Annotated in this window: 28 protein-coding genes; 14 read left to right on the top strand and 14 right to left on the bottom strand. The window is 63.1% G+C overall.

Going from position 1 to position 23,792, the window contains the following annotated elements:
• The first annotated feature begins 61 nt into the window (after positions 1–61).
• Together EOA13_RS25600 and EOA13_RS25595 are read left to right on the top strand one after the other, a co-directional pair.
• A complete protein-coding gene (locus EOA13_RS25600) occupies positions 62–595 on the top strand; it encodes a DUF934 domain-containing protein (RefSeq protein ID WP_127296400.1) in 534 nt (177 codons plus the stop codon).
• A 97-nt stretch (positions 596–692) separates the two neighbouring features.
• The gene (locus EOA13_RS25595) at positions 693–2,297 is read left to right on the top strand and encodes a GMC family oxidoreductase N-terminal domain-containing protein (protein WP_127296399.1); all 1,605 of its coding nucleotides are present in this window, start codon (positions 693–695) and stop codon (positions 2,295–2,297) included.
• A 117-nt stretch (positions 2,298–2,414) separates the two neighbouring features.
• On the opposite strand, the gene EOA13_RS25590 is transcribed toward EOA13_RS25595, so the two are convergent.
• From EOA13_RS25590 to EOA13_RS25580, 3 genes are all read right to left on the bottom strand, one after another.
• Positions 2,415–3,437, bottom strand: coding sequence for a fatty acid desaturase (locus EOA13_RS25590; RefSeq protein WP_127296398.1), 1,023 nt, complete (start codon positions 3,435–3,437; stop codon positions 2,415–2,417).
• 123 nt (positions 3,438–3,560) lie between these two features.
• Positions 3,561–3,938, bottom strand: coding sequence for a hypothetical protein (locus EOA13_RS25585; protein ID WP_164780323.1), 378 nt, complete (start codon positions 3,936–3,938; stop codon positions 3,561–3,563).
• Positions 3,939–4,034: 96 nt separating this feature from the next.
• Positions 4,035–4,235 (bottom strand): hypothetical protein, encoded by a 201-nt coding sequence (locus tag EOA13_RS25580; RefSeq protein ID WP_127296396.1) that lies wholly within the window; start codon positions 4,233–4,235, stop codon positions 4,035–4,037.
• Positions 4,236–4,474: 239 nt separating this feature from the next.
• Between EOA13_RS25580 and grpE the strand changes: the two genes are divergently transcribed.
• Together grpE and EOA13_RS25570 are read left to right on the top strand one after the other, a co-directional pair.
• Entirely contained in the window at positions 4,475–5,110 is a 636-nt protein-coding gene (grpE, locus tag EOA13_RS25575; protein WP_127296395.1) for a nucleotide exchange factor GrpE, read from the top strand.
• Positions 5,111–5,223: 113 nt separating this feature from the next.
• Positions 5,224–5,856 (top strand): trimeric intracellular cation channel family protein, encoded by a 633-nt coding sequence (locus EOA13_RS25570; RefSeq protein WP_127296394.1) that lies wholly within the window; start codon positions 5,224–5,226, stop codon positions 5,854–5,856.
• A gap of 126 nt (positions 5,857–5,982) precedes the next feature.
• Here EOA13_RS25570 and EOA13_RS25565 read toward each other — a convergent pair whose 3' ends face one another.
• The 6 genes from EOA13_RS25565 to EOA13_RS25540 form a co-directional block, all read right to left on the bottom strand.
• Positions 5,983–6,858 carry a GNAT family N-acetyltransferase gene (locus EOA13_RS25565; protein ID WP_023812526.1) on the bottom strand — a complete coding sequence of 292 codons (876 nt, stop codon included), beginning with the start codon at positions 6,856–6,858 and terminating at the stop codon, positions 5,983–5,985.
• A 180-nt stretch (positions 6,859–7,038) separates the two neighbouring features.
• Complete coding sequence (locus EOA13_RS25560) at positions 7,039–9,330, bottom strand: PAS domain-containing hybrid sensor histidine kinase/response regulator (protein ID WP_127296393.1); 2,292 nt, start codon at positions 9,328–9,330, stop codon at positions 7,039–7,041.
• 140 nt (positions 9,331–9,470) lie between these two features.
• Entirely contained in the window at positions 9,471–10,460 is a 990-nt protein-coding gene (locus EOA13_RS25555) for an MDR family oxidoreductase (RefSeq protein ID WP_127296392.1), read from the bottom strand.
• Between the two features lie 53 nt (positions 10,461–10,513).
• Positions 10,514–11,041: a signal peptidase II gene (lspA, locus tag EOA13_RS25550; protein WP_127296391.1), complete on the bottom strand. Its 528-nt coding sequence runs from the start codon at positions 11,039–11,041 to the stop codon at positions 10,514–10,516.
• A gap of 13 nt (positions 11,042–11,054) precedes the next feature.
• Positions 11,055–11,912, bottom strand: a complete 858-nt coding sequence (locus tag EOA13_RS25545) for an RNA methyltransferase (RefSeq protein ID WP_127296390.1) — start codon at positions 11,910–11,912, stop codon at positions 11,055–11,057.
• Positions 11,909–13,003 carry a class I SAM-dependent rRNA methyltransferase gene (locus tag EOA13_RS25540; RefSeq protein WP_023812530.1) on the bottom strand — a complete coding sequence of 365 codons (1,095 nt, stop codon included), beginning with the start codon at positions 13,001–13,003 and terminating at the stop codon, positions 11,909–11,911. Before EOA13_RS25540 ends, EOA13_RS25545 begins: the two co-directional genes overlap by 4 nt.
• A gap of 135 nt (positions 13,004–13,138) precedes the next feature.
• On the opposite strand from EOA13_RS25540, the gene EOA13_RS25535 reads away from it, so the two are divergent.
• From EOA13_RS25535 to EOA13_RS25525, 3 genes are all read left to right on the top strand, one after another.
• Positions 13,139–13,831 carry a YafY family protein gene (locus EOA13_RS25535; protein ID WP_127296389.1) on the top strand — a complete coding sequence of 231 codons (693 nt, stop codon included), beginning with the start codon at positions 13,139–13,141 and terminating at the stop codon, positions 13,829–13,831.
• A 71-nt stretch (positions 13,832–13,902) separates the two neighbouring features.
• Complete coding sequence (locus EOA13_RS25530; RefSeq protein WP_127296388.1) at positions 13,903–14,298, top strand: VOC family protein; 396 nt, start codon at positions 13,903–13,905, stop codon at positions 14,296–14,298.
• Entirely contained in the window at positions 14,295–14,732 is a 438-nt protein-coding gene (locus tag EOA13_RS25525; RefSeq protein ID WP_127296387.1) for an EVE domain-containing protein, read from the top strand. Before EOA13_RS25530 ends, EOA13_RS25525 begins: the two co-directional genes overlap by 4 nt.
• Here the strand turns inward: EOA13_RS25525 and EOA13_RS25520 are convergent.
• The 4 genes from EOA13_RS25520 to sppA form a co-directional block, all read right to left on the bottom strand.
• Positions 14,729–15,694: an ornithine cyclodeaminase family protein gene (locus EOA13_RS25520; RefSeq protein WP_127296386.1), complete on the bottom strand. Its 966-nt coding sequence runs from the start codon at positions 15,692–15,694 to the stop codon at positions 14,729–14,731. The genes EOA13_RS25525 and EOA13_RS25520 overlap by 4 nt on opposite strands.
• Before the next feature lie 37 nt (positions 15,695–15,731).
• Complete coding sequence (locus tag EOA13_RS25515; RefSeq protein WP_127296385.1) at positions 15,732–16,112, bottom strand: LapA family protein; 381 nt, start codon at positions 16,110–16,112, stop codon at positions 15,732–15,734.
• Between the two features lie 57 nt (positions 16,113–16,169).
• Positions 16,170–16,454: an integration host factor subunit beta gene (locus EOA13_RS25510; RefSeq protein ID WP_006200394.1), complete on the bottom strand. Its 285-nt coding sequence runs from the start codon at positions 16,452–16,454 to the stop codon at positions 16,170–16,172.
• Positions 16,455–16,536: 82 nt separating this feature from the next.
• Complete coding sequence (gene sppA, locus EOA13_RS25505) at positions 16,537–17,493, bottom strand: signal peptide peptidase SppA (RefSeq protein ID WP_127296384.1); 957 nt, start codon at positions 17,491–17,493, stop codon at positions 16,537–16,539.
• A gap of 167 nt (positions 17,494–17,660) precedes the next feature.
• Between sppA and EOA13_RS25500 the strand changes: the two genes are divergently transcribed.
• The 7 genes from EOA13_RS25500 to ptsN all read left to right on the top strand — a co-directional run bounded on the left by EOA13_RS25500 (position 17,661) and on the right by ptsN (position 23,432).
• On the top strand, positions 17,661–17,855 hold the full coding sequence (locus tag EOA13_RS25500) for a hypothetical protein (RefSeq protein ID WP_127296383.1): 195 nt from the start codon (positions 17,661–17,663) through the stop codon (positions 17,853–17,855).
• Positions 17,856–18,191: 336 nt separating this feature from the next.
• Positions 18,192–18,905 (top strand): LPS export ABC transporter periplasmic protein LptC, encoded by a 714-nt coding sequence (lptC, locus tag EOA13_RS25495; RefSeq protein ID WP_127296382.1) that lies wholly within the window; start codon positions 18,192–18,194, stop codon positions 18,903–18,905.
• Positions 18,892–19,473: an LptA/OstA family protein gene (locus tag EOA13_RS25490; protein ID WP_023812537.1), complete on the top strand. Its 582-nt coding sequence runs from the start codon at positions 18,892–18,894 to the stop codon at positions 19,471–19,473. Before lptC ends, EOA13_RS25490 begins: the two co-directional genes overlap by 14 nt.
• Positions 19,473–20,291: an LPS export ABC transporter ATP-binding protein gene (gene lptB / locus EOA13_RS25485; protein ID WP_013529586.1), complete on the top strand. Its 819-nt coding sequence runs from the start codon at positions 19,473–19,475 to the stop codon at positions 20,289–20,291. Before EOA13_RS25490 ends, lptB begins: the two co-directional genes overlap by 1 nt.
• Positions 20,292–20,490: 199 nt before the next feature.
• Positions 20,491–22,017 carry an RNA polymerase factor sigma-54 gene (rpoN, locus tag EOA13_RS25480; RefSeq protein WP_127296381.1) on the top strand — a complete coding sequence of 509 codons (1,527 nt, stop codon included), beginning with the start codon at positions 20,491–20,493 and terminating at the stop codon, positions 22,015–22,017.
• 264 nt (positions 22,018–22,281) lie between these two features.
• The gene (gene raiA / locus EOA13_RS25475; RefSeq protein ID WP_013529588.1) at positions 22,282–22,866 is read left to right on the top strand and encodes a ribosome-associated translation inhibitor RaiA; all 585 of its coding nucleotides are present in this window, start codon (positions 22,282–22,284) and stop codon (positions 22,864–22,866) included.
• Positions 22,867–22,967: 101 nt separating this feature from the next.
• On the top strand, positions 22,968–23,432 hold the full coding sequence (ptsN, locus tag EOA13_RS25470) for a PTS IIA-like nitrogen regulatory protein PtsN (RefSeq protein ID WP_013529589.1): 465 nt from the start codon (positions 22,968–22,970) through the stop codon (positions 23,430–23,432).
• Positions 23,433–23,499: 67 nt separating this feature from the next.
• Here the strand turns inward: ptsN and EOA13_RS25465 are convergent, their stop codons facing one another.
• Positions 23,500–23,754 (bottom strand): DUF1150 family protein, encoded by a 255-nt coding sequence (locus EOA13_RS25465; RefSeq protein WP_023760740.1) that lies wholly within the window; start codon positions 23,752–23,754, stop codon positions 23,500–23,502.
• Positions 23,755–23,792 lie beyond the last annotated feature (38 nt).

Genomic DNA, 23,792 nt, shown 5'->3' with positions numbered 1-23,792 from the left:
CGCCGGCTTTGCGTGGGATGGACTTTCAGCGGACCTGGATCTTGGGGCTTTAGGAATCTTTATGACTGGACCGACGACACCGGAGACCCGACTCTGGACCCCTGCGGGTTTTCACGAGGATGAGTGGACGCATGCCGAAAGCGCCGATGCGCTGTCCGGCAACGGCCGCTTCATCCTGCCGTTGCAAGTCTTCCTCGATCTAGATCCGGAGGTGCGCCGCTCGGCCAAGGAACGGCTCGGCGTCGTGCTGCAGCCGGGTGATCAGCTCGAGAAGATTGCCGGCCTGCTCGACCAGCTGTCGCTGGTGGCATTGGCCTTCCCGGCCTTCAGCGACGGCCGCTCGTTCTCCAAGGGAGAACTGCTGCGCGGCCGCTACCATTTCGAAGGTGCCGTTCGCGCCACGGGCCAGGTGCTGGTGGACCAGCTGCCGCATATGCTGCGGCTGGGCTTCGACGAGTTCGAGATTTCCAATCCGGTGCTGTTGAAGCGCCTGGAGGAGGGCCGTACCGGCGGATTGGGGCTCTACTACCAGCCATCCGCCGTGCCGGAACCAAAAGGCCCGAAATACTCCTGGCGGCGCGTTCGCAGCAGCTGACGTCGCGGTAATTCCGCGCGTCTTTACATCAGTCGTGTTCAGGCCTTCTCTTGATCATCCGGATGGAAAATCCGTGGACGATCGGGGAGGGGTCTTCATGCGTTACGACTATGTCATAGCCGGCGGTGGGTCCGCCGGCTGTGCGCTTGCCGCGCGGCTTTCGGAAGATCCATCGAAAACGGTCTGCCTGATCGAAGCTGGCGGCGAGGGCAGGGATATGCTGATCCGCGCTCCTGCTGGCATTATCGGCATGCTTTCCGGCCGGCCCAGGATCAACAACTGGGCCTTCGAGACCGTGCCGCAGCAAGGTCTTGGCGGCCGTAAGGGCTACCAGCCGCGCGGCAAGGCGCTGGGCGGCTCCAGCGCCATCAATGCAATGCTCTATGTCAGAGGCCATCGCAGCGACTATGACGAATGGGCAAATCTAGGCTGCGAGGGCTGGTCGTGGGATGAGGTGCTGCCCTATTTCCGGCGCGCCGAGGGCAATGAGCGCGGCACTGATGCGTTGCATGGCGGGGACGGCCCGCTGAAAGTGTCGAACCAGCGCTCGCCGAGGCCGATCGCCAAGGCCTTCATAGAGGCTTGTGCCGAAAACCAGATTCGCGCCTCGGACGATTTCAACGGACCGGAACAAGAGGGCGCCGGCTATTTCCAGGTGACCCAGTTTGCCGGTGGCGCCCGTAATGGCGAGCGCTGTTCGACTGCCGCCGCCTATCTCCATCCGGTGATGCAGCGGACCAATCTGACCGTGGTCACGCGGGCGCACGCCACAGGCATCGTCCTTGACGGCAAGCGCGCCACCGGCATCCGCTACCGGACACGCAAAGGCGAGACAGTGGCACAGGCGTCGCGCGAGGTGATCCTCTGTGGCGGTGCCTTCGGTTCGCCGCAGCTTCTGTTGCTGTCGGGTATCGGCCCGGCGGCCGAACTTGCCGTGCATGGCATTCCCGTCGTCCACGAATTGCAGGGCGTCGGCAAGAACCTGCAGGATCACCTCGATTTCATCGTCGGCTGGAGATCGAAGGACACCGATATGCTTGGCATGAGCCCGCGCGGCGCGTTGGGTTTCCTCAGGCACGTCGCGCAGTGGCGCCGGGATGGAACCGGGCTGATCGCCTCGCCGGCGGCCGAGAGCGGCGCTTTCGTCAAATCCGACCAGGCGCTTGAACGCCCTGACCTGCAGCTGCAATTCGTCATCGGCCTTGTCGAAAACCATGCGCGCACGCTGCACTACGGCTTCGGTTTTTCCTGTCATGTCTGCATATTGCGGCCGCACTCACGTGGCGAGGTTGGGCTGGCCAGCGCCGATCCACTTGCCGCGCCACGCATCGATCCGCGCTTTCTCGGCGACCAGCGCGATGCGGAACTGCTGCTGAAAGGTGTGAGGATCACCCGGCAGGTGCTGGCTTCGCCGGCGCTGACGCGCTACCGGCACAAGGAAATGCACATCGCCGGCGAGCCGAGCGATGCCGATCTGATGACCCATATCCGTACCTGCGCCGACACGGTCTATCACCCTGTCGGCTCCTGTCGGATGGGAGTCGACGAGATGGCGGTGGTCGATCCGCAACTCAAGGTGCGCGGGCTTGAAGCCTTGCGTGTCGTCGACGCCTCGGTGATGCCGACACTGATTGGTGGCAACACCAATGCCCCAACCATCATGATCGCCGAAAAGGCCGCCGACATGATCAGGGCTGCCTGATCGGAGCTCCAGGCCGCGGCGCCCATAGCGCGGCGGTCCTTTTGTTATGACGCCATTGCCCAGGGAAAACGTTACGCGCTTTCCCTGGGAAACCGTTCAAACTTCTCCTGGAATTGCTTAAGCCGCCGCCCGTGCCTCGCGGAACGACACCAGCTTGCGGCGGTTTTCGTCCCACAATGCCAGTTTGACGCAGCGCAAGCTTTCGAGCAGTGTGACACGGCCGATGTCGCGCAACTCGGGATAATCCCGCAGCACTTCCTGCAACCGGTAGCACGGCACCTTGGCGGAGAGATGATGGACGTGATGGACACCGATGTTCCCGGTGAGCCAGTTCAGCACCGGCGGTAGATCGTAATAGGACGATCCGTGCAGGGCAGCGTGCTGGAATTCCCAGTCGGCATCCTTCGCCCATTCCGTTTCCTCGAACTGGTGCTGGACGTAGAACAGCCAGATGCCGGCCGAACCGGCGAGGATGACGATCGGCAAGTGGACCACCAGGAAAGCGCCTGGCCCGACGAACCAGATGAGGATGGCTGCTGCGACCGCGATGCCAAGATTGGTGGTCATCGACGACACCCAAGGGGTCAGGCCGCCGCGCATCATGCCGACGGGGAGCCTTTGCTCGAAGATGAACAGCCAGATCGGACCGAGCCCGAACATCACCAGCGGGTGGCGATAGAGACGGTAGGCAAGGCGGCCTCGCCACGACATCTGCCGGTATTCTGCAACGGTCAGCGTCCGGATGTCGCCCATGCCGCGTTCGTCAAGATTGCCGGCGCTGGCGTGGTGCGTCGCGTGGGCACGCCGCCAGCAATCGTAGGGCGTCAGCGTCAGGATGCCGAGCACGCGGCCAATCCAGTCGTCGGCGTAGCGATTGGCGAAGAAGGAGCCGTGGCCGCAGTCGTGCTGGATCATGAAGATGCGCACCAGAAACCCGGCCGCGGGAAGGATGAGGACCAGTCCCCACCAATGGCCATAGGCATAGGCCGCCGAGGACAGTCCCCAGAGTATGGCGAATGGAATGAGGGTGATGGCGAGTTCGACGGCGCTGCGCCGCCTGTCGGGCTTCTTGTAGCGGGCGAGAATCTTCAGCCAGGCGCGCTTGCTGTTGGCGACCGCCTCAGGGGAAATCATGTTCATCAGGAAGCATAGGCGCGGTGCCTCGCCGCCGCAAGGCAACATCACGCAAAATTACTGTGCGTAATTGTCGCGTGGCTCGGCGGCCGAGCCAGCCGACCGCCGGTTTTCCGTTGACGTCGATCGCTATTCGCGATCGAGGATAGGACAGCCGCGCTCGGTGCCAAAAGTCACGCGCACGCGGTCGCCACCCTGTCTGCCGCGGACCGTGATCTCCCGGCGGCCGACGGACTCAATTCTTGCGCGGCGGATGCCCATTCGCTCTGCCTTGTCGAGAGCCCGGTCTTCCGTGCAGCCCCGTTGACGCCGGTCGCGCCGATCGTCGCGACGGGGGCCTTCGCAATCGTCGTAAGCGGGGTCGCAATCTTCCATGAGCTTCAGCCGCGGGCCATGTTTGCCCAATTGCAGCTGCAGATTGTCTGCTTGTGCCGGAAAGGCCGCCAAGGTGATGGCGCCGAGGCCGACAAGCGCCATCAGCGATGAGGTGATCGAAACCTTGCGCATTACGTCCTCCATTTGAACCAACCCATCTATCTTAGATGGTTCGGCTCTCCCCGGCTATTGCCGATAGGAGGTTTGCTGCCAGGATCGATTGCTGCGTTACGGCCGGCGCCAGCCGATGTCACCGCGCTCCGCCCCATCGAGGCGGTCGAGCAGTTCTCTGAGCCGGTCGGGGATGTCGGCCTCGGTGCGGAAGGCCGGCAAGGTGCGCAGGAAGCGGGTCACCGCCTCGGCGCCGAACTGGCGCCTGATCTCGATGGCCAGCCCCTCTGCCTTTTCGCCTATGTTGCGGGTCATCATCTCAAAATCCTGTCTCGGCTTCGAAACTCCTGCAGCAAGAGAATGGTTCCCCCATCATGCCTGTGTGGCAAGCAAAGCCGGCGGTTAAGGTAAAATTTGAATTAAAGTCGAAATATCTTGCCTGTCATTGTCCGGCCTTGGCCGGCGGCTTCCATAGTCGCTTACCCCTTGATTTTTGACCGCCAAACATCGATATCGGGCACAAAATCCACATCATTCGAGATTGACGGGAAACGGCGATGAGCGACCAGGCAAAAGACGAACGCGCGCCCGATGAAGTCGAGGCGACCGAGCCCACAGCCGAGCGCACGGAAGGCAGCACCGACGGTGATTATGAAGCCCTTGTGCGGCTGCTGAAGGAAAATGAAGAGCTGAAGGACCGCGCGCTGCGCGTGGCGGCCGAGATGGAAAACCTGCGTCGCCGCACGGCGCGCGATGTGCACGATGCGCGCACCTACGCGGTCGCGAATTTCGCCCGCGATATGTTGTCGGTGTCGGATAATCTGCGCCGCGCGCTGGATGCGATTCCCGCCGAAGCCAAGGCATCGGGTGACGCCGGCTTCAAGGCGCTGATCGAAGGCGTCGACCTCACCGAGCGCGCCATGCTGTCGGCGCTGGAACGGCATGGGGTCAAGAAGCTCGCGCCTGAAGGCGAGAAGTTCGATCCCAATTTCCACCAGGCGATGTTCGAAGTGCCCAATCCGGATGTCCCGGCCAACACCGTGGTCCAGGTCGTGCAGCCGGGCTATTCGATCGGCGACCGCGTGCTGCGCCCGGCCATGGTGGGCGTCGCCAAGGGCGGGCCAAAGTTCGTCGCCGCTGAAGCACCGGTTGAGCCGGGGCCGGTGAACGAACAGGCTGAGAAAGATGCGTGAGGCAGGGGATAGGCAGTAGGCAGTAGGCAGTAGGAAACTAGGGCAGTCGTATCAATCGCGCGGCTTCGTGCTATTCATACTGCCTAATCCCTAATCCCTACTGCCTTGGCCTCATGAACCCTATCGCGCTTCTTGACTATGCCGGTGTCGCCGTCTTCGCGGCGACCGGGGCGCTGGCGGCTTCGCGTAAGCAACTCGACATTATCGGCTTCCTGTTCCTGGCCAGCGTCACCGGGATAGGCGGTGGCACGCTTCGCGACGTTATCCTCAACCTGCCGGTTTTCTGGGTCGCCAACTCCGGCTATGTGCTGGTCTGCGCCGCGGTTGCGGTGCTGGTCTTCTTCAGCGCGCATCGTGTCGAATCGCGCTGGAAATGGCTGCTCTGGCTCGACGCCGTCGGGCTCGCCGCTTTTTCGGTGATGGGCGCGGCCAAGGGCCTTGCGATTACCGGTTCGCCGGTCGTGTCCGTCATCACCGGCGTGCTCACCGCCACTTTCGGCGGCATTTTGCGTGATCTCCTTGCCGGCGAGCCATCTGTGCTGCTCAGGCCCGAGATCTACGTCACGGCGGCCCTTGCGGGTGCCGGCCTTTACACGCTTGGCGATCTTGCCGGCCTGCCGCCGCTCGCCTCGGACCTTGCCGGCTTTGCGGCGGCGTTCCTCGTGCGCGGTGGTGCGCTCAAATTCGGCTGGTCGTTTCCGTCCTACAAGAGCCGACCCGGCAGGCGGCCGGAAGATATTCCGTGAAGAGAGGGAATGGGGAATAGGGAATAGGGAATAGGGAATAATCAGTAGTCACAGGAGCTTAATCGTGGCGTCATCACTACTGCCTACTGCCTACTGCCTACTGCCTACTGCCTACTGCCTACTCACTCACGCCGCGAAGCGCTGGGCTTCGCCGCCATAATAGTTGACGTAGCGTGCGCCGATCTCCTTGACCGGCATCACGACGAACACATCGACCGTCGAGAATTCGCGATCGATGACGCAACCATCGCCGATGCGGGCACCGACGCGCAGATAGCCCTTGACCAAAGGCGGCATCGCGGCGATCGCCGCCTTGGCATTGACGGCCTCGATCGGCATCAGATCCATCGAGCAATAGCGCCCGGACACCGCGCGCACGTCCCAGGCCGAGTTCGTCCGGCAGTGGTGGGCTAGGTAGGTGAGCGCCTCGGCATGCGCCGCCGGCACGGTGCCGTGAAAGGACGCGCAGCCGGTCATCACACCGATTTCGTAATGATTGATGTAAGCCCAGATGCCTTGCCACAACGCCTCGATGGTGCGCTTCGAGCGGTATTCCGGCAACACGCAGGAGCGGCCGAGTTCAAGGAAACGCTGGCCGGGGTGACGGGCAATGAGCTTGGTCAGCTCGAATTCACCTTCGGAATAGAAGCCACCGGCCGTGGCCGCGATTTCTTGCCGCAGCAGCCGATATGTGCCGACGATGCGGCGATGTTCGGGACCGGAAAGCGTGGTGTCCAAAACCAGCAAATGGTCGCAGAGCGGATCGAACCGGTCGGCGTCACGGCGGTCATGGGCCTGGAACAGGTCCTTCCTGGCGCCAAGTTCGTCGTAGAACACCCGGTAGCGCACTTCCTGCGCGGCCGCGATCTCGGCCTCGTTGCGAGCGAGCCGCACTTCAAGATTGCCTATACGGCCCAGCGCAGCGCCCTTTATGACGGAATCGACGTTACGTCCGGCAAGCAAGGCGCTGCTGGCGTTCGGCCGAGTGTCACATTCCGGCATAACTGTATGCACGAGTGATTCTCCTTCGAGCCATCCCTCTTGGCACGGGGATACGGTGTAGGTGCAACAGGATTGTGACAGTACCGTGATACGACGTCATGGGCAATACTTCGTCGGCTGGCGAATACGATCAACCGGCTACGTTTAAGTGATCGCCCGTGCCGAATGGCGGTGGAAAGCTCAGGCCGCGACGACCTGCCCCTCGACAGCATTGACCAGCGCCTCGGGGTCGAGCGGTTTGGTGACAAAGCCGCTGGCGCCATGGGCCAACACCGCATGGCGGGTCTTTTCCTGGCTGTCGGCCGACAGCACCATGATCGGCACCGGCCGCACGGCACTTTCTTCCTCATGGCGGCGGATGGCGGCGATCGCGTCCAGCCCGTCCATCACCGGCATGTGCAGATCCATCAAGACCACGTCGAAGCGGTCCTTGTGCGCGGCGCCGGTGACAGCTTCGACGGCGGCCTTGCCGTTGCCGACCACCTTGACGCGATGCCCGGCCTTCAGCAGCGTGGCGCGGGCCAGCATGGCGTTGATGTCATTGTCCTCGGCGATCAGCACCGACAGGCCGCGCTGGCGGTTGCCGACGGTGCGCAGCGTCGGCGCGCCGCGCCTTTCCGGCTGCGGCGGGCCGAGGCTCGGAGCATGGCTGCTCAACAGCACACGCAGAAGTGTTCCGCCACGCACCGGTCTGGCCAGGAAGGTTGCGTAGCCGCTGGCGCGGAACTCGCCAAGCATGCCGCGATCGGTCGGCGCGATCAGCGTGATCGCCTCACAGTCGGAGAAACCGCTCTGGCGCAGGCGCTTGAGCAGCCTTCCGTCGCCTTCTTCCATCGCTGCATCGACCAGGATCGCATCGCAGCCAACGGCGAAAGGCGCGGCCTGTGCGGCAGTGGTGGCGATGTCGACCGCGCCGCCATTGGCGCGGATGGTGCGAGCGATGGCGTCGGCCTCGACGGCGTTCTTCGACAGGATCACCGCGCGTCTGCCCGAGAGAGCATTCTGGTGGCCCTGTGGCGCTTCGGTGGCCGCTATCGCAGGGATTTCGAAGACGAACTCGGATCCCTGGCCGAGCCGGCTGGATACCGAGATCGTGCCGCCCATGGCGGCCACCAGGCGTCTGGAGATGGCAAGGCCGAGGCCGGCCCCGCCATGGGTGCGTGTCGACGTGCCGTCGGCCTGCTCGAACTCCTCGAAAATGCGCTCCAGGTCGGCATCACGCAGGCCCGGACCGGTATCGGCGATGGTGAAGCATATGCGGTCGCTGGTTTCGGTGCGTGCGCGTGCTATGCTCACCAGCACGCCGCCGCTGTCGGTGAACTTGATGGCGTTGCCGATGAGGTTGAGAAGCACCTGCCTGACCTTGCCCGGATCGGCGGTGATCAATTGCGGCACGTCGGGTTCGACATGGCAACCCAGCCCGATATCCTTGGCGAAGGCGCGCGCTGCCAGCAATTCGATGATGTTGTCGGCGATCTCGCGCACCGACATCGGCTGCGGCTCGGGGTCGAAACGCCCGGCTTCGATCTTGGAATAGTCGAGAAGATCCTCGATCAGGGCAAGCAATGCGCTGGCCGAGGTCGAGACGGCGCCGACATAGGTCTGCTGCTCCGGCGACAGGCTGGTGTCGGCGAGCAACCTGGCCATCCCCATGATGCCGTTCATCGGGGTGCGGATTTCATGGCTGACGGTGGCGAGGAAGCGCGATTTGGCCTGGCTGGCATATTCGGCCCGTTCGCGTGCGGTGATCAGCGAGGATTCGGCGCGTTTGCGGGCGGTGATGTCGCGGGCGATGGCGCGGTGCGAAACCGCGCCGCTGTCCTTGTCGCGCACCGACAGTTCGATCCAGGAGAACCAGCGCTGCCCGCTCGGCGTGCTGATGGAGACATCGGTGGAACTCAGGCACTCATGGTCGGAAAAGGCGGCATCGGGAACCATGCCGACCTCGATGCCGAGTTCTGCCAGGGTCTTGCCGGCGAGGTCGCGCTGGTCGATCTCGACGAGATCGGCGAAGACCTTGTTGGCATAGACGATGTAGCCGTCGCGGTCGCGATGGATGACGAGATCGCCAAGCGCGTCGATCAGGCCGCGAAAGCGCTCATCGCTCTCCTGCATCTCCCACATGCGGTCGGCCAGCGTCTCGATCTCGGCGCGGCTGCGGGCAGTGGTTTCGTCAAGAAGGGCGGAGGTGCGATGTTCGCTCCGCCTGGCGCGCAGATGCAAGGCAAGACCGGCAAGACCGGTTGCCAGCAATGCGACGCTGATGAAGATTGGTGCCCCGGTCAGATGCGCCAGCCCGGCCACCACCACGATGGCGACGAATGTCAGAAAGGGCAGGCTTTCGCGCCTGGAGAATTCCGGCTCGGGCACCAGCGGCGGCGCGGCGACGAAGCGCCGCGCCGCCGCCGGCGGGAGCACCGCATCGACGTCGTCGCCAGTGTCCGCCTGTTGGCTGCCGGATTCCGCGATCATGCGAAATCCTTGCCAGACAGAGATTATGGAAAATTGCGGCGGATCGTTCGAATTTTAGCGGATGAGCGCTTTTTGCCGAGGCGCGGCGGTTTTGCCACCAGACCTGGCGATTCCATCCACCCTTCCAGAGTTGGGCTGAGTCACATATCCACGACGACGCGGCCGCGGATCTTGCCGTCGACGATGTCGCGTGCGGCATCGACGATGCCGTCGAACCCGATGGTGCTGGACAGGCTGGCGAGCTTCTGCGGATCGAGGTCGGTGCCGATGCGGCGCCATGCCTCAAGGCGGACTGCTTTCGGCGCCATCACTGAATCGATGCCGAGCAATGAGACGCCGCGCAGGATGAAGGGCGCGACGCTGGCCGGCAGGTCCATGCCGCCGGCCAGGCCGCAGGCGGCGACCGCGCCGCCATAGGAGGTCATCGAGAGCACATTGGCCAGCGTGTGGCTGCCGACGGCGTCGACGCCGCCGGCCCAGCGCTCCTTGGCCAGCGGCTTGGCCGGCTGGGCAAGCTCGTCGCGCGATATCACTTCGGCGGCGCCAAGGTCGATCAGAAAGGGGCTTTCGGCATTGCGGCCGGTGGAAGCAATGACATGGTAGCCGAGGCTGGACAGGATCGAGACCGCGACCGAGCCGACGCCGCCGGCCGCCCCCGTGACCACCACCGGGCCGCGATCGGGCAGGATGCCGTGCCGCTCCAGGGCCATGACGCAGAGCATGGCGGTATAGCCCGCGGTGCCGACGGCCATCGCGTCATGCGGGCTGATGCCTTGCGGCAGCGGCACCAGCCAGTCGCCTTTGACGCGGGCGCGGCCGGCATAGGCGCCGAAATGGGTTTCGCCGACGCCCCAGCCGTTCAGAATGACCTTGTCTCCGGTACGCCAGTCGGGATGGGAAGACGAGATGACGGTGCCGGCGAAATCGATGCCCGGCACCAGCGGCCAGCGGCGGATCACCGGCGCCTTGCCTGTGATCGCCAAACCATCCTTGTAGTTCACCGTCGTTGCCTCGACCGCGACGGTGACATCGCCTTCCATCAGATCGGCTTCGGTGAGATCGGTCACGGTTACCGACTGCTTTTTCTCGGCGTCGCGCGAAACGAGGATGGCTTTGAAGGTTTCGGACATGTCTTTCTCCGCGATCTTGACGACATGAACTGTGCGGCGATGGCCGCACGGGGTCAATCCTTCGAAGACTTGGCCTTGGAAGGCCTGGCTTTGGAAGGCTTGGCGTTGGACGGCCCGGGTTCGCGCCGCCAGCCGAACAGCTCGTCGAAGACGACCAGTGCCGCGCCCACCGAAATGAAGGCGTCGGCAAGGTTGAAGACGGCGAACGACCAGACCGGCGTGTGGAACAGGATATAGTCGATGACGTGGCCGTAGACGGCGCGGTCGATCAGATTGCCGAGCGCGCCGCCGACGATCAGCGCAAAACCGGTGCGGGCAAGGATCTGGGTCGGCGCGATCCGCGTCGCCAGGAACAGCACGAAGGCAACGACGGCGAGCGAAATGACGATCAGCCCGGTGTCGCCGAAGGACGAGAACATCGAGAAGGCGATGCCGGTATTGTAGGTGCGGAACAGCGCCAGGAAGGGCAACAGATCAACCTTTTCCTGAAAAGGCAGATCGGCCTCGACCAGGTACTTTAGCCACTGGTCGAGCGCGATTGCCGCGACGACGAGCAGTGCGTAGGGAGACCATGATCTCACGGGCAGGCAACCTTCATTGCTGGTCCAGGATTGGCTCGATCTTCAGCGCGCCGCGCCGGATCTCGAACAGCATGATGCCGGTGGCAACGGCCAGATTGAGCGAATCGGCACGGCCCGCTTGCGGGATCATGAGCAGCCTGTCGCAGCTCGCAGCCAAGCTTTCGGGCAGCCCCTGCTGCTCGTTGCCCATCATCAGCAGCACGGGCCCGCGGGAAAAATCGACCGAGCGGTAGTCGACGGCGCCTTTCAGGTGGGTTCCGGCGACGAGGCCTGAGAAGCCGCCTCGCCAGGCAAGGAAAGCCTCGGTTGTCGCCTTGGCCACCGGCACGGCAAAGATCGAACCCATGGTGGCGCGCACCGTCTCCACGGAGAATGGATCAGTGGTATCGCCGACCAGGATGACGCCTTTGGCGCCGACGGCATCGACGGTGCGGATGACGGTGCCGAGATTGCCGGGATCGCGTACCCGATCGAGCGCCACCCAGACGTCGCCATTGTCGGCGCGCACATCCTTCAAGGCGAGGAATTTTTGCGAAAAGACGCCCACCACCATTTGCGGATTGTCGCGGCGGGTGATGGCGACCAGCACCTTTTCCGACACTTCGAGCACCATGCCGCCTGCGGCAACGGTGCGTGCGGCCACCTTCTCCACCGCCGCGTTGCCGCGCCCGGCCTTGGCGAAAACCAATGTCCTGATCTGCCAGCCGAGATCGAGCGCATCGATGACCAGCTTCAGCCCCTCGGCCATGAAGGCGTTCTGCTGGTCGCGGAACTTCTTCTGAGCGAGCGCCTTGATGTCCTTGACCAGCGGATTGGCGAGGCTGGTGACCTCCTTCACCTGGCCAGGTGCGCCTGCATGCCGCTCGTTCATTCAGCCACCCAACGCGAAAACAATGAGGTCGAGAGCGCCCGGCCGGCGGACTTTTCACGGATGATCAACTCACCCGATTCAATCTTGCCGCCCATGCCGGCAAACGTATCGCGCATCAAGGCGTGGATGGCGAAGAAGGAGGCGCGGATCGAATAGGCGGTCAGCACCACGGCAAGCGGCTTCGGCGTCAGGATCGCCCGGCAAAGGTCGGTCAAATCAGGCAGGTCCTCGAACAATTGCCAAACCTCGCCCTTGGGGCCACGGCCATAGGCCGGCGGGTCGAACAGGATGATGTCGTAGCGGCTGCCGCGGCGCTCCTCGCGCTCGGCGAATTTGACCGCGTCGTCGACGATCCAGCGGATCGGCTTGCTGCCGAGGCCGGCCATCTCCTGGTTTTCGCGGGCCCAGCCAATTGCCTTCTTCGAGGCATCGACATGGGTGACCTCGGCGCCGGCGCGAGCCGCCACCAATGAGGCGAGACCGGTATAGCCGAACAGGTTCAGCACCTTGACCGGCCGCTTCGCCGCCGCGATCAGCCCGGCCATGTGATCCCAATGGGAGGCCTGCTCGGGAAAGACGCCGACATGACGAAACGAGGTGAAACGGCCGAGATAGTCGATGCCGTCATGCTTCATCGGCCAGGTCTCGCCGAGCGGCAGCTTGGGAAACCGCCAGCGGCCGATGCCCTCCTCGTCGGTGTCGCCGGTGAAGACGGCGTCGGCGCGCTCCCATTCCTTTGCCGGCAAGGCCTTTTGCCAGATCGCCTGGCCCTCGGGCCGCACGATACGATAGGGGCCATATTGTTCGAGCTTTTGGCCGGTGCCGCTGTCGAGGAGCGCATAATCGGCATTGGGCGCCACTTCCAGGATCACGGGAAGATGTTCGGCGGGCAGAGCGCCTTCGCGGCGGGCCAGGATGCGCGGCGCCGAGTTCGGTTCGGAACGACTTTCCGTCTTCGCCTCATGGCGCTCGCGCGGTGGCGCTTCCGGTCTGGCGGGAGCCTGGCCGGGACGCGGACGTGACACGTCCGCCGCACCCTTCGCGGATGGATGTGGACGGTTGTCGCGGCGTTTGTCGCGAAAAGACTTCAAGCGGGGGCAACTCCGAACGGGGTGGCCGCTTTTGACATAGGGCAACCGGCTTCGCAACCAAGTCCGACAGGTCGGCCTCTCCGGTTCAGGTTGGCCGCGATGGACCAATGTCAAAGAAACAGGCAAATCTACCGGATGTCCCGCTCCGAACGCCTGCTCGACCTGATCCAGTGCCTGCGCCGGCATCGCCGGCCGGTGAGCGGGCAAGCGCTGGCCGATGAACTCGGGATTTCGATCCGCACGCTCTACCGCGACATCGCCACGCTGCAGGGCCAGGGCGCGCCAATCGAGGGCGAGGCGGGTGTCGGTTATGTGCTCAAGCCCGGCTTCATGCTGCCGCCGCTGATGTTCAGCGACGAGGAGATCGAAGCCATCGTGCTCGGCTCGCGCTGGGTCGCCAAGCAGCCGGACCAGCGTCTTTCGGCCGCCGCTGCCAACGCGTTGGCCAAGATCGCGGCTGTCCTGCCGGACGATCTGCGCGAGGATCTCGACGCGAGCACACTGCTGGTCGGCCCTCCCGCCACGGCCATCGAGACCATCGACCTTGGCCTCGTACGGCAGGCCATCCGCAACGAGCGCAAGCTCGGCTTTCTTTACCGCGACGCTGGCGGCGCTGCGTCCGAGCGTGTCGTGTGGCCATTTGCGCTGGGCTTCTTCGACAAGGTGCGGGTGGTGGTGGCGTGGTGCGAGATGCGGCACGATTTCCGGCATTTTCGCACCGATCGCATCACCGAACTCCATGCAACAGATACGCGCTATCCCCGTCGTCGCCAGGCGCTGCTCAAGGAATGGCGGGCAACGCTCGACACGCCGCGTGGTTCGAGATGACTGCTGCCATAATCTGACAGTAGACCATCTTATGGTCGCCAAGTCGAAGCACCGAACCCTGGAGAGCAGATATGGCCACCCCGAATTTCGTCATCCTCTATGTCGACCAGCCGCAGCAGAGCGGCGCCTTCTACAGCGCGCTGCTCGGCCGTGAGCCGGTCGAAAGTTCGCCGACCTTCGTGCTGTTCGTGCTCGATGCCGGCTTCAAGTTTGGCCTGTGGTCGCGCCATACGGTGGAGCCGGCAGCCGCCACGTCAGGCGGTGGCGCCGAAATCGTGTTTGCGCTGGATACGCCCGATGCGGTCGATGCCGCCCCTGCCGACTGGTCCGGGCGCGGGCTGACAATCCTGCAGACGCCGACCGACATGGATTTCGGCCGTACTTTTGTCGCGCTCGATCCCGACAATCATCGCCTGCGCGTCTACTGGCTGTCCGATGGCGAACAGGCCAATGGTAACCATAAATGAGCGCGTATTGGGTCGCGGTGGCGTCGGCCGAACATGTCCGGCGGGGCCGCGCAGCCGGCTTCATGCAAGTCAACCACGGCAAGGCGGCACCGCTGCGTCGCGTCAAGCCTGGCGATGGCATCGTCTACTATTCGCCGACCACTGTTTTGGGCGAGAAAGATGGCCTGCAGGCCTTCACGGCGATCGGCACGGTGCGGGAAGGCGAGCCCTATCAGGGCGATATGGGCGCCGGCTTCACGCCGTTCCGCCGCGATGTGGCGTGGACCAAGGCCGAGGAAGCGCCGATCAAGCCGCTGCTCGACAAGCTCGAATTCACCGTCGGCAAGTCGAACTGGGGTTATCAGCTTCGCTTTGGCCTGTTTTCGGTCAGCGCGGCCGATTTTGCTCTGATTGCAGAGGCGATGGGCGCCAAAACGGCTGCGGCAGCGAATTAAGTCTTCATCGCCTTGTAGACGGCAATGCCGGCGGCAAGATCCTCGAGCGCCGCGCCGACCGACTTGAACAGCGTGATCTCACCGGCGCTCTCGCGACCCTTCTTCTGCCCGCGCGCCAATTCGTGCAGATCGGCGACAATGGTTTCCGGCTTCAGCACGCCGGAGGCCAGCGGCTGGACGATGTCGCCGGCTTCCTTGGTGGCGCCGGCGCGGGTGTCGACATAGACGCGGGCAAGCCTGATCGCGTCGTCATCGCTCTCGCGCATCGTCGGCGTAAAGCCTCCGACCAGGTCGATATGGGTTCCCGGCTGCAACAGCGCACCCTTGATCAACGGCGTGGTGGTGATCGTCGCCGAGGAGACGATGTCGGCCCGCCCAAGCTCGGCATCGAGATCGCTCACCGTGCTGGCTGCAAAACCCTCGGCGCGCAGGTCGGCGGCGACTTTCTCGGCATTGGCCGGGGTGCGGTTCCAGATGCGGATGGTCTTGATCGGCCGCACGGCGGAGTGCGCCTTGGCGAGGAAGGGCGACAGCGCGCCGGCGCCGACCACCAGCAGCCGCGAGGCATCGTCGCGGGCGAGATAGGAGGCCGCGAGCGCCGAAGCGCAGGCGGTGCGCCACTGTGTCAGCCGCTGGCCGTCGATCAAGGCCTCGGGTTCGCCGGTGGCGCCATTGAGCAGGAGATAGAGCCCCATCACCGCTGGCTTGCCGATGGCATTGTTGTCGGGGGACACGGTAACGATCTTGACGCCGACGTGACCGCCGGCCGACGTACCGGCCGCGTTGAGATCGGTCCAGGCCGGCATCAAAAGCAGGGTGGAGGCCGCACCGTCGGGCCGCTCGATCGTATGATGGTGCCTGACCGGCTGCACCGCACCGTCGCGAAACGACATGCGCAGCGTCTCGACCAGCCCGGCAAAGCTCAGCGCATGGTCAACCTCTGCGGCCGAAATGGTCAGCATGCAAAACTCCGTGGGGACAAAACCGCCGACGGGCGGTTCAAGCGGTCGGCTTCGGCAATGCGGACCCGTGGGCTGACCCGTGGGCGGAGCCTGGGGCCGTTCCCGGAGCCTGGCTTTGCGGTACCGCCGGTGCACGGCTGACCGCCTGGCGCAGGTTCTCGGCCTCGACGCCGCGCTGGCGCGCCAGCTTGCGATAGCGGCCCTGCTTGACCCAGGTTGCCAGGCTGCCGACGATCATGCCGATGGCGAGTGCCAGGAACAGGAAGATGAACAGCGGCAAAGTCAGGGTCAGCTTCGGATTGCCGGGGTTGAACGGATCCAGCGTGAAGGCGACCAGTTCGCGGTTGGCAACGGCGAGTGCGATCAGGATGATCGCCAGGGGCACGAAGATCGCGATGAGCATGAAGCGATTGAACATGATGTTTTCCGTCGGAAGCTGGCCTGTCCGAAAGGCCGTCAGGCGCTGACGTCGCGCCTACTTGCCGCCGTTCAGCCTTTCACGCAGTTCCTTACCAGTCTTGAAGAACGGCACCCATTTCTCCTCGACCTCGACGGATTCGCCGGTGCGCGGATTGCGGCCGGTGCGGGCGGGACGGTTCTTCACCGAAAAAGCGCCGAAGCCACGCAACTCGACCCGGTTGCCTTCGGCAAGGGCATCGGTGATTTCATCGAAGATGGCGCCGACGATGTTTTCGACGTCGCGCAGGAAAAGATGCGGATTGCGCGTGGCAATAATCTGCACAAGTTCGGACTTGATCATGAGACGGGTCCCCGAGAAAGCAGTGCGGTCAAAATTATGAGGATGATTTTATTTGCTTTTTTCACTTGCCCCAAACGGCGTCTCAAGGGTGCCAGACGGAAACGAGACCGTCAAGAAACAAGCGGTCGGCTCCGAGTTCATGGATGACGTCGCCGCTGTAGGCGGGCAGGCCGAGCGCACTGCCGATGGTTTGCGCCATCGCTTTCGAGAACAGGAAGCCGCCGCGCCGTTCGGTATCCTTCCACTCGACGACCTTGAGCTTGGCATCGACGCCCTTGGTGGCCAGCCAGTCGACCGCTACGGCCTCGCCGCCGACGGCGTCGATCAGCCCGTTGGCAACGCCTTGGCGCCCGGTGAATATCGAGCCGTCGGCAAGCGCCAGCGCTTGTTCGCGGGTCATCTTGCGGCGTTCGGCGACGATGTCGACGAACCAGTTGTAACTGTCGAGGATGAGTTTGCGAACCATGGCGCGCTCGTCGTCATTGGTCGGCTTGAAGGGAGAGGGCGCGGCTTTCAGCGGCGAGGATTTTACCTCCTCCAGCTTGACGCCGAGCTTGTCCATCAGGCCGCTGACGTCGGGATACTGGATCAGCACGCCGATCGAGCCGACGATCGAGGTCTTGCGGGCAACGATGTGATCGGCGGCACTGGCGATCATATAGCCCGCCGATGCGGCGAGCGTGCCGACTTCCGCCACCACCGGCTTGTCGGCGGCCAGCTTGCGCACTTCTTCAAAGATCGATTCACCGCCAACGGTGGTGCCGCCAGGCGAATCGATCGACAGGATCACCCCTTTCACCTTCGATGAAAGACGGATGGTTTCCAGGCGCTTGATCAGTTCCTCGTCCTCGGTGATCGTGCCTTCGATCTTGACCTTGGCAATATGGTCGACCGTCGAGCCGCCGAAATCGTCGCCATAGAACCAGGTTGAAAGCGCAATCACCCCAAGGGCTACGATGCCTATGGCGACAACGCGCCAGAATGTCAGCTTGCGCCGCAAACGGCGGCGGTCGATCAGGTCGTCGGCTCTCAGTGCCATGGTCAGCCTTTCAGTCGGCGGAAGGGGACGCTTTTAGACCATGATCCTCTCATCGGGAAGCAGTTCTCTTTCCGGCAGTGTCTCAGTCTGAAGTTTGCGCAAACGGCTAATCCTTTGGCCGAGTTGCGCAAACGCCCTATATACCGGCAAAAGGCATAGGAGATTTCATGATCGCCAAACACACAACCGCCGAAGATATGGCTCGAACTGTAGGCGTCGACCCGAACACATTCCGCCAAGCGTTGCGTAATGTGAAGCACCCTCGGAAACGCAACACTGATTGGGAAGTGAAAATTGGCAGCCCATCGTATTCGGGAATGCGCACCGTTCTTGTTGGTCTCATACAGCGGAAGGCGGCCTGACGCCGACCGGATCTAAAGCCAAAAGCGTCCCGCCGACGTGATCGGCAACGCCGCATACACGATCGACCAGGCTGGCCAGGCGGGGCATCCGACATCTCCCCTCACGTTTTTGGGCAATCACCGCGAGGTCGGGCGGCGAGACAGGCGCTGATAAATTTTACGCCGCGTGTCTGTTTCTGCTATGGAGAATACGCAGTTGTGCTGACTTCGTTTTCGTCTGTACAAAGGCGGCTGTCACACTTTTGCAGTTTTCGTGGGCTTGTGCTTGCTTGAAAGCGCCGGCATCCCACCTATAGGCGGTGCTCAAGGGCGGGCAGGGTTAGAAGAAAGCAGTGAATGTTAGCGCGACCTATTGAACCAACCAACGCCGAGGCGGTGTTGGCTTCCCCGGCGGACGGCCGGACGCGCGGCGATGCTTTCGACCGTGCACAGCGTCATTCGCGCCGCGTGCGCGTTCTCAAATTTGCCGTGCCAGTGGCCGCGGCACTGATAGCGGTCGCTTTCCCGATCTATTCCTATCTCGCCGCACCCGTCGCCGTGAAGGTTCAGGCGGAAGGCACTGCCTTTTCCAACGGCAAGCTGGTGATGGCCAATCCCAAGCTCAACGGTTTCACCAAGCAGAAGCAGCCTTATTCGATGACGGCGCTGCGTGCCATTCAGGATGTCAGCACGCAAGGTATCATCGAGCTGGAAGGCATCGACGCCAAGGTGCCGATCGCGCCCGACAATGTGGCGGCGGTCAAGGCCTCGCACGGCACCTACGATCGCGACGGCAATACGATGAACCTGACCAGCGACGTGACGATCACCACGACCGACGGCATGCAGGCCAAGTTCAAATCGGTCTTCCTCGACATGGGCAAAGGCACTATGAAGACGGGAGATCCCGTCGATGTCAGCCGTGGCGGGTCGCGGATCACGGCGGATACGATGTCGGTCCAGGACAATGGCAAGGTTCTGGTTTTCGAGAACAAAGTGCGCGTCAACATCGATTCCGCCGCCTTGAAGGCGGCACAGGGAAACAGCGGAGAAACCAATGCGGCTCAGTAGTTCGACGCGGCTCGCGGCTGCAACTTCAGCGTTGCTGCTGCTCGGACTCGTGCCGTCATGGGCGCAGACGACCAGTCAATCAGGCCTCAAACTGTCCGGCGACAAGCCGATCCAGATCGAGAGCGACAAGCTGGAAGTCCGCCAGGCCGACAGTGTCGCCATCTTTACGGGCAATGTCAGCGTCGTCCAGGGGCCGACATTGATGAAGGCCGGCAAGATGACGGTCTACTACGTCAAGGACCCCAACGCCGCTGCCAAGGGCACGGAGGCCGCGGGTGCGGCGATGACGGGCTCGGCCAACATCGATCACCTGGAGATCTCCGACAAGGTTTACATCAAGTCGGATGCGCAGGTCGCGACCGGCGATCAAGGCAGCTTCGATATGAAGAGCCAGGTGCTGGTGCTTTCGGGCAAAAAGGTCGTTCTGTCGCAAAACGACAATGTTCTGGTGGGCTGCAAGCTCACCGTGCAGATGAAAAGCGGACTGGCTCAGGTGGATCCATGTGCTGGGCAACGCGTCCAGATGTCGATCACGCCGCCGCCGAAATCGGGAGCGACGAACCCCTGATGGCCAGCCTGTCGTCGTTGACGGCGCGTCTTCCGGGACGGGCCGCCGGCAAGCTTTCGGCGCCGGCCACGGTGACCGTCGATGCGGGAAAGTTCAAGGGAACCCTGATCGCCAAGGGGCTGACCAAGAGCTACAAGGGCCGCAAGGTCGTCAGCGGCGTCACCATCGGCGTGCGCGCCGGCGAGGCCGTTGGGCTGCTCGGCCCCAACGGCGCCGGCAAGACGACCTGTTTCTATATGGTTACCGGCCTCGTGCCGGTGGATGAAGGCACGATCGAGATCGACGGCTTCGATGTCACGTCGATGCCGATGTACCGTCGCGCACGCCTCGGCATCGGCTATCTGCCGCAGGAAGCATCGATTTTCCGTGGGCTCAATGTCGAGCAGAATATCCGCGCCGTGCTGGAAGTGGTCGAAAAGGACCGCAAGGTGCGCGAGCGCAATCTCGACGAACTGCTGGAGGAATTCCACATCAGCCATCTGCGCAAGGCGCCATCCATGTCGCTTTCGGGCGGCGAGCGGCGACGCCTGGAAATCGCGCGAGCGCTGGCGACGCGTCCGGCCTACATGCTGCTTGACGAGCCTTTCGCAGGCATCGATCCGATCGCTGTCGCCGATATCCAGCAATTGGTGCGCCACCTGACGGCGCGCGGCATCGGCGTCCTCATCACCGATCACAATGTGCGCGAAACGCTCGGCCTGATCGACCGCGCCTACATCATTCATGCCGGCCAGGTGCTGACCCATGGCCGGGCCGACGAAGTGGTGGCAAACCCGGATGTACGGCGACTTTACCTCGGCGAGGGTTTTACGCTCTGAGCGTGAAATTTGTTTCCTGACACGATTTTTGCGGTTCGCGCGGCGCTTTTTTCTCGATTTTGCTCCGGGATAACGCTCCGGTAAGCGCGTTTTGCTACCAATTGCCTTGACAAGCAAAAGCCGGGCCAGTTTTTATGGCCGGCTGCAAAATTCTTGCCCGGAAGTCGGGATGCGTAGACGAGGCGTTTGAAACCGAACCATGGCGTTGGCGGCCAAACTACAGCTACGACAATCGCAGTCGCTGGTGATGACGCCGCAGCTGATGCAGTCGATTCGGCTGCTGCAGTTCACCCATGTCGAGCTTGAGCATTTCATCGACGAGGAAATCGAGCGCAATCCGCTGCTGGAACGCGCCGAGCCGCAGGACGATGCCGCCAGCGACCAGGCGCAGAAGATCGAGGCGGAGCCGCAAGCCACCGCCGAAGGCGACTGGTTCGAAAACGAGACGCAGTGGAGCGCCGAGGCGATCTCGGACAAGCTCGACACGTCGCTGGAAAACCTGTTTCCCGACGACCCTGGTACCAGCGAGCGGCTCGGTCCCGACCTGACGGCGCAATGGAAATCGGCTTCCGGCAATGGCGCAGGTTCCTCATCCGAATGGTTTGATGCGGGCGATATGGCGGCCGCGACGATCACGCTGCGCGACCATGTCGGTGAACAGGTGGCGCTAGCCTTCGCCGACCCGGCTGTACGGCTGATCGCCGCCGAACTCGCCGACGGCCTTGACGAGAGCGGCTATCTGCGTGCCGACCTGGCCGAGATCGCCGCTCGTCTCGGTGCGGATGCCGCCGCCGTGGCGAAGGTGCTGGCGGTGTGTCAGACCTTCGAGCCGGCCGGCCTGTTTGCCCGCGACCTAGCCGAATGCCTGTCGCTGCAACTTGCGGTGCGCAACCGGCTCGATCCGGCGATGAAGGCGCTGGTCGCCAATCTCGAACTCCTGGCACGGCGTGATTTTCACGCATTGAAACGGATCTGCGGTGTCGACGAGGAGGATCTGCTCGACATGCTGGCCGAGATCCGGGCGCTCGATCCCCGGCCGGGCATGGCGTTTTCGGGCGGCGCCAGCGACGCGATTGTCGCCGATGTCGAGGTGCGCGCGGCCAATGACGGCAGCTGGACCGTCGAACTCAATGCCGAAACGCTGCCGCGCGTGTTGGTCGACCATATCTATTTCGCCCAGGTTTCGCCGCAGGCCAGGAACCAGGCGGAAAAGGATTTTCTGGCCGAATGCCTGCAGAACGCCAACTGGCTGACGCGCAGTCTCGACCAGCGGGCAAAGACCATCCTCAAGGTCGCCTCGGAAATCGTTCGCCAGCAGGATGCCTTCCTCGTCCATGGCGTGCGGCAGTTGAAGCCGCTCAATCTGCGCACGGTGGCCGACGCCATCGGCATGCACGAATCGACGGTCAGCCGGGTCACAGCCAACAAATACATGCTGACGCCGCGCGGCGTGTTCGAGCTTCGCTACTTCTTCACCGCCTCGATCGCCGCCTCGGGCGGCGGCGATGCGCATTCCTCGGAAGCCGTGCGTGACCGCATCAAGCAGTTGATTGACGAGGAAAAACCCGTCGACGTGCTTTCCGACGACGCAATCGTCGACATGTTGCGTGAAAGTGGCGTCGACATTGCAAGGCGTACGGTCGCCAAGTACCGGGAAGGCATGAATATCCCCTCCTCGGTGCAGCGCCGACGCGAGAAACGGGCGATGGCCAGCGCCGGGCGCTGAGCGGGTCGATTTTCCACAGGCCGGCACTTCATTGACAAGCCGCGGTGAAGTGGCTAGAAGCCCGCCCGCATGAGACGGGCTAGATGCCCGCATGCGGATGGTCCGTCACGACGTTGGCCTCGGGACGGTCAAAGGGCGGCTTGTGATCAACCGGAAAGTTTGGATTTAAAATCGGCGCAAGTGACGCCGCAAAGCTTGTGCGCACGGATCACGAGTATAAACTCGGGCCAGTTTGAAGCCTGAGCAAGGAAGGTCAGTTTTCAGATGAATCTGCGCATATCGGGAAAACACATGGACATCGGCGATGCGTTTCGGACACGCATCAACGATCGCGTCGGCGAAGCGATCGGCAAATATTTCGATCGCGGCTTTGCCGGACATGTCACGGTCATCAAATCGGGCTCGCGCTATTCGGCGGACTGCATGATCCGGCTGGATTCCGGCGCTTCGCTGCAGGCCACCGGCGATGCCCAGGATCCGACATTGGCCTTCGAGGCGGCGGCGGACCGTCTGGAAACCCGCCTGAGGCGCTACAAGCGCAGGCTGAAATCGCACAATTCGGGCGCCGCCAACGGCCAGCCGACCGACATAGCCTACACGGTGATGGCGCCGCTTGCCGATGACGACGAGGACATTCCGGAGAATTTCGCGCCCGCCATCGTCGCCGAATCAACCATGACGCTGAAGACCATGTCGGTGGCGTCGGCGGTCATCGAGCTCGACACCAAGGACAGCCCGGTCTTTGTCTTCCGCAATGCGGGAACCGACCATCTCAACATCGTCTATCGCCGACCCGATGGAAATATCGGCTGGATCGACCCGTCGACGACCAAGGTCGCGCAAGCGTGACGACAAAGGTCGCACGGTGATGACAAAGGTCGCACGGCAATAAGAGCCGGCCACACGAGGGGTGGGACTGGTGACGGCAGGCGAACAAGGGATTTTCAAGCATGGATCTGAGCGATCTTATCAACGTTCCGGCGATATTGCCGGCGTTGAAGGCGAACTCCAAGAAGCAGCTGCTGCAATTGCTGTCCGAACGGGCAGCGGCGATTTCCGGCATTCCGGAGCGGGAGGTGTTCGACACCATCCTGCAGCGTGAGCGGCTGGGTTCGACCGGCGTCGGCAACGGCATCGCCATTCCGCACGGCAAGCTGGCCGGCGTGAAGCGCATCGCAGGTGTTTTCGCCCGGCTGGAGACGCCTGTCGATTTCGAATCGCTGGATGATCAGCCTGTCGATCTGGTGTTTCTGCTATTGGCGCCGGAAGGGGCGGGCGCCGACCACCTCAAGGCACTGTCGCGCATCGCGCGGGTGCTGCGCGATGCCGACACGGTGGCCAAGATCAGGGGTACGCGCGACGCCGCCGCTATCCACGCGCTTTTGTCGGACACCCAGGCTTCGCACGCGGCCTGAATTTCGAGAATGATATCGCCACAGGGCCGCCATGGGCGGCCCTTTTCCGTTTCAGCCGGAATCGCTGTCAGTGAATGGCGACGGTGGTCAGGTCGTTTTCCATGGCGCCGGCCAGAGCGCGGTCACGCGCATCGGAAAGCAGGATCGGCTGACCATTGGCGGCAAACAAGGCCCACAGTTCCATGCCGGGGGCGATTTCGCCGAGATTGGGGAAACGGCCGAGCAATTCGTCGCTCGAGACCTTTCTGAGATAAGCGACCGAGCCTTCGCCGAGATGAGCGAATTCGCCATTGGTCATGGTGATGTTTTCAGTTCTGGTCATTTCAAAGCCTCCTTGGCGCGAGGACGCCGCTCAAGGCC

The organism is Mesorhizobium sp. M7A.F.Ca.US.011.01.1.1 (assembly GCF_003998295.1).
GTDB lineage: Bacteria > Pseudomonadota > Alphaproteobacteria > Rhizobiales > Rhizobiaceae > Mesorhizobium.
Note: the sequence above shows the minus strand (reverse complement) of the source record. Positions and strands in the feature narration are given on the sequence as shown.